Annotated in this window: 1 tRNA gene and 2 rRNA genes; all 3 read right to left on the reverse strand. The window is 52.9% G+C overall.

The features are described 5' to 3' along the window. Positions 1–12: 12 nt before the first annotated feature. The 3 genes from F8561_RS22295 to F8561_RS22305 all read right to left on the reverse strand — a co-directional run bounded on the left by F8561_RS22295 (position 13) and on the right by F8561_RS22305 (position 4,811). Positions 13–2,918, reverse strand: a 23S ribosomal RNA gene (locus F8561_RS22295). A 192-nt stretch (positions 2,919–3,110) separates the two neighbouring features. Further along, a tRNA-Glu gene (locus F8561_RS22300) sits at positions 3,111–3,186 on the reverse strand. Between the two features lie 85 nt (positions 3,187–3,271). Then, a 16S ribosomal RNA gene (locus F8561_RS22305) occupies positions 3,272–4,811 on the reverse strand. The 16S and 23S rRNA genes sit together here with 1 tRNA gene alongside, the layout of an rRNA operon. Positions 4,812–4,870: the final 59 nt, after the last annotated feature.

Raw genomic sequence — 4,870 nt, forward strand, 5'->3', positions numbered from 1 at the left:
CTTCGGCGTTGTAAGGTTAAGCCTCACGGTTCATTAGTATCGGTTAGCTCAACGCATCGCTGCGCTTACACACCCGACCTATCAACGTCGTAGTCTTCAACGTTCCTTCAGGAGACTTAAAGTCTCAGGGAGAACTCATCTCGGGGCAAGTTTCGTGCTTAGATGCTTTCAGCACTTATCTCTTCCGCATTTAGCTACCGGGCAGTGCCATTGGCATGACAACCCGAACACCAGTGATGCGTCCACTCCGGTCCTCTCGTACTAGGAGCAGCCCCCCTCAATTCTCCAGCGCCCACGGCAGATAGGGACCGAACTGTCTCACGACGTTCTAAACCCAGCTCGCGTACCACTTTAAATGGCGAACAGCCATACCCTTGGGACCTACTTCAGCCCCAGGATGTGATGAGCCGACATCGAGGTGCCAAACACCGCCGTCGATATGAACTCTTGGGCGGTATCAGCCTGTTATCCCCGGAGTACCTTTTATCCGTTGAGCGATGGCCCTTCCATTCAGAACCACCGGATCACTATGACCTGCTTTCGCACCTGCTCGAGCCGTCACTCTCGCAGTCAAGCTAGCTTATGCCATTGCACTAACCTCCTGATGTCCGACCAGGATTAGCTAACCTTCGTGCTCCTCCGTTACTCTTTGGGAGGAGACCGCCCCAGTCAAACTACCCACCAGACACTGTCCGCAACCCGGATTACGGGTCTACGTTAGAACACCAGCCATTAAAGGGTGGTATTTCAAGGTTGGCTCCACGCAGACTGGCGTCCACGCTTCAAAGCCTCCCACCTATCCTACACATCAAGGACCAGTGTTCAGTGTCAAGCTATAGTAAAGGTTCACGGGGTCTTTCCGTCTTGCCGCGGGTACACTGCATCTTCACAGCGAGTTCAATTTCACTGAGTCTCGGGTGGAGACAGCCTGGCCATCATTACGCCATTCGTGCAGGTCGGAACTTACCCGACAAGGAATTTCGCTACCTTAGGACCGTTATAGTTACGGCCGCCGTTTACCGGGGCTTCGATCAAGAGCTTCGCGTTACCGCTAACCCCATCAATTAACCTTCCGGCACCGGGCAGGCGTCACACCGTATACGTCCACTTTCGTGTTTGCACAGTGCTGTGTTTTTAATAAACAGTTGCAGCCAGCTGGTATCTTCGACTGATTTCAGCTCCACCCGCAGGGGCTTCACCTACATATCAGCGTGCCTTCTCCCGAAGTTACGGCACCATTTTGCCTAGTTCCTTCACCCGAGTTCTCTCAAGCGCCTTGGTATTCTCTACCTGACCACCTGTGTCGGTTTGGGGTACGATTTGATGTTACCTGATGCTTAGAGGCTTTTCCTGGAAGCAGGGCATTTGTTACTTCAGCACCGTAGTGCCTCGTCATCACACCTCAGCGTTAATAAGGAACCGGATTTACCTGGAACCTCCGCCTACATGCTTAAACCGGGACAACCGTCGCCCGGCTAACATAGCCTTCTCCGTCCCCCCTTCGCAGTAACACCAAGTACAGGAATATTAACCTGTTTCCCATCGACTACGCCTTTCGGCCTCGCCTTAGGGGTCGACTCACCCTGCCCCGATTAACGTTGGACAGGAACCCTTGGTCTTCCGGCGAGCGGGCTTTTCACCCGCTTTATCGTTACTTATGTCAGCATTCGCACTTCTGATACCTCCAGCACCCCTCACAGGACACCTTCAACGGCTTACAGAACGCTCCCCTACCCAACAACACATAGTGTCGCTGCCGCAGCTTCGGTGCATGGTTTAGCCCCGTTACATCTTCCGCGCAGGCCGACTCGACCAGTGAGCTATTACGCTTTCTTTAAATGATGGCTGCTTCTAAGCCAACATCCTGGCTGTCTGTGCCTTCCCACATCGTTTCCCACTTAACCATGACTTTGGGACCTTAGCTGGCGGTCTGGGTTGTTTCCCTCTTCACGACGGACGTTAGCACCCGCCGTGTGTCTCCCGTGATAACATTCTTCGGTATTCGTAGTTTGCATCGGGTTGGTAAGCCGGGATGGCCCCCTAGCCGAAACAGTGCTCTACCCCCGAAGATGAGTTCACGAGGCGCTACCTAAATAGCTTTCGGGGAGAACCAGCTATCTCCCGGTTTGATTGGCCTTTCACCCCCAGCCACAAGTCATCCGCTAATTTTTCAACATTAGTCGGTTCGGTCCTCCAGTTAGTGTTACCCAACCTTCAACCTGCCCATGGCTAGATCACCGGGTTTCGGGTCTATACCCTGCAACTTAACGCCCAGTTAAGACTCGGTTTCCCTTCGGCTCCCCTATACGGTTAACCTTGCTACAGAATATAAGTCGCTGACCCATTATACAAAAGGTACGCAGTCACCCCATAAAAGAGGCTCCCACTGCTTGTACGTACACGGTTTCAGGTTCTTTTTCACTCCCCTCGCCGGGGTTCTTTTCGCCTTTCCCTCACGGTACTGGTTCACTATCGGTCAGTCAGGAGTATTTAGCCTTGGAGGATGGTCCCCCCATATTCAGACAGGATACCACGTGTCCCGCCCTACTCTTCGAGTTCACAGCCTGTGTGCTTTCGTGTACGGGACTGTCACCCTGTACCGTGCGACTTTCCAGACGCTTCCACTAACACACAAGCTGATTCAGACTCTGGGCTGCTCCCCGTTCGCTCGCCGCTACTGGGGGAATCTCGGTTGATTTCTTTTCCTCGGGGTACTTAGATGTTTCAGTTCCCCCGGTTCGCCTCGTTAACCTATGTATTCAGTTAACGATAGTGTGTCGGAACACACTGGGTTTCCCCATTCGGACATCGCCGGGTCAAAGGTTCATATCACCTCGCCGGCGCTTTTCGCAGATTAGCACGTCCTTCATCGCCTCTGACTGCCAGGGCATCCACCGTGTACGCTTAGTCGCTTAACCTCACAACCCGAAGATGTTTCTTTCGATTCATCACCGGTTTGCGAAAATTTGAGAGACTCGAACACACATTAACTGTGTGTCGTTTCAATTTTCAGCTTGATCCAGATTTTTAAAGAGCAAATATCTCAAACGTCACCCGAAGATGAGTTTTGAGATATGTCGGCAGGTGACTTTCACTCACGAACCAGCAAGTGGCGTCCCCTAGGGGATTCGAACCCCTGTTACCGCCGTGAAAGGGCGGTGTCCTGGGCCTCTAGACGAAGGGGACACTGAAGTCTCAATCGCAAGACGCCTTGCTATTTACTTTTCATCAGACAATCTGTGTGGACACTACAAAGGCAGGTTCTTTAAGGTAAGGAGGTGATCCAACCGCAGGTTCCCCTACGGTTACCTTGTTACGACTTCACCCCAGTCATGAATCACAAAGTGGTAAGCGCCCTCCCGAAGGTTAAGCTACCTACTTCTTTTGCAACCCACTCCCATGGTGTGACGGGCGGTGTGTACAAGGCCCGGGAACGTATTCACCGTAGCATTCTGATCTACGATTACTAGCGATTCCGACTTCATGGAGTCGAGTTGCAGACTCCAATCCGGACTACGACGCACTTTATGAGGTCCGCTTGCTCTCGCGAGTTCGCTTCTCTTTGTATGCGCCATTGTAGCACGTGTGTAGCCCTACTCGTAAGGGCCATGATGACTTGACGTCATCCCCACCTTCCTCCAGTTTATCACTGGCAGTCTCCTTTGAGTTCCCGGCCGGACCGCTGGCAACAAAGGATAAGGGTTGCGCTCGTTGCGGGACTTAACCCAACATTTCACAACACGAGCTGACGACAGCCATGCAGCACCTGTCTCAGAGTTCCCGAAGGCACCAAAGCATCTCTGCTAAGTTCTCTGGATGTCAAGAGTAGGTAAGGTTCTTCGCGTTGCATCGAATTAAACCACATGCTCCACCGCTTGTGCGGGCCCCCGTCAATTCATTTGAGTTTTAACCTTGCGGCCGTACTCCCCAGGCGGTCGACTTAACGCGTTAGCTCCGGAAGCCACGCCTCAAGGGCACAACCTCCAAGTCGACATCGTTTACGGCGTGGACTACCAGGGTATCTAATCCTGTTTGCTCCCCACGCTTTCGCACCTGAGCGTCAGTCTTTGTCCAGGGGGCCGCCTTCGCCACCGGTATTCCTCCAGATCTCTACGCATTTCACCGCTACACCTGGAATTCTACCCCCCTCTACAAGACTCTAGCCTGCCAGTTTCGAATGCAGTTCCCAGGTTGAGCCCGGGGATTTCACATCCGACTTGACAGACCGCCTGCGTGCGCTTTACGCCCAGTAATTCCGATTAACGCTTGCACCCTCCGTATTACCGCGGCTGCTGGCACGGAGTTAGCCGGTGCTTCTTCTGCGGGTAACGTCAATTGCTGTGGTTATTAACCACAACACCTTCCTCCCCGCTGAAAGTACTTTACAACCCGAAGGCCTTCTTCATACACGCGGCATGGCTGCATCAGGCTTGCGCCCATTGTGCAATATTCCCCACTGCTGCCTCCCGTAGGAGTCTGGACCGTGTCTCAGTTCCAGTGTGGCTGGTCATCCTCTCAGACCAGCTAGGGATCGTCGCCTAGGTGAGCCGTTACCCCACCTACTAGCTAATCCCATCTGGGCACATCTGATGGCAAGAGGCCCGAAGGTCCCCCTCTTTGGTCTTGCGACGTTATGCGGTATTAGCTACCGTTTCCAGTAGTTATCCCCCTCCATCAGGCAGTTTCCCAGACATTACTCACCCGTCCGCCACTCGTCACCCGAGAGCAAGCTCTCTGTGCTACCGTTCGACTTGCATGTGTTAGGCCTGCCGCCAGCGTTCAATCTGAGCCATGATCAAACTCTTCAATTTAAGTTTGATGCTCGTGAATTAAACTTCGTAATGAATTACGTATGTTCACTCAGAGACTT

Origin of the sequence: Enterobacter sp. 198, assembly GCF_009025585.1 — a bacterium.
GTDB lineage: Bacteria > Pseudomonadota > Gammaproteobacteria > Enterobacterales > Enterobacteriaceae > Enterobacter > Enterobacter ludwigii.